Here is a 378-nt window from a genome sequence, read left to right on the forward strand (position 1 = left end):
TCTCGCGATGACCTCAGGTCTTACTAAGACCGATTACGGATTTAAGCCAAGGCATTGTCGTAAGGATCTCCTACACTGCCCACGGATAGCTCTATTCCTGCCTCAGTGCACCTTAAGCTACTTTAATGCCCTCTCGATTGAGAGGTCCTACATACTTTCCTATCTCCGTAGACTCAGGAATTCCTCCCATACCCTTTTAATTTCTTCCCGCAACATGGCATCACGCCTTTTGCGGGGCGAGTGAGAAGCTGGATCGATTTGGCTACGTTTTCTTTAGCAAGTATTCGACTGAGCGATCTGTAATGCACGACAAATCGGCTAAGGCTTCGTAATTTTGTCTTGTGTTCTTCGTCGATAAAGGCAACCATCATTTTGCGC

At 46.8% G+C, this 378-nt stretch carries 1 protein-coding gene; it reads right to left on the reverse strand.

Annotated elements, in window-relative coordinates; genetic code table 11:
* Window positions 1-173: 173 nt before the first annotated feature.
* On the reverse strand, window positions 174-378 hold a 205-nt coding region (locus tag EZM41_RS13315; protein WP_232618859.1), incomplete at its 5' end, for a hypothetical protein.

The sequence above is a fragment of the Acetomicrobium sp. S15 = DSM 107314 genome (assembly GCF_016125955.1).
In the GTDB taxonomy this organism is placed as follows: Bacteria; Synergistota; Synergistia; order Synergistales; family Thermosynergistaceae; genus Thermosynergistes; species Thermosynergistes pyruvativorans.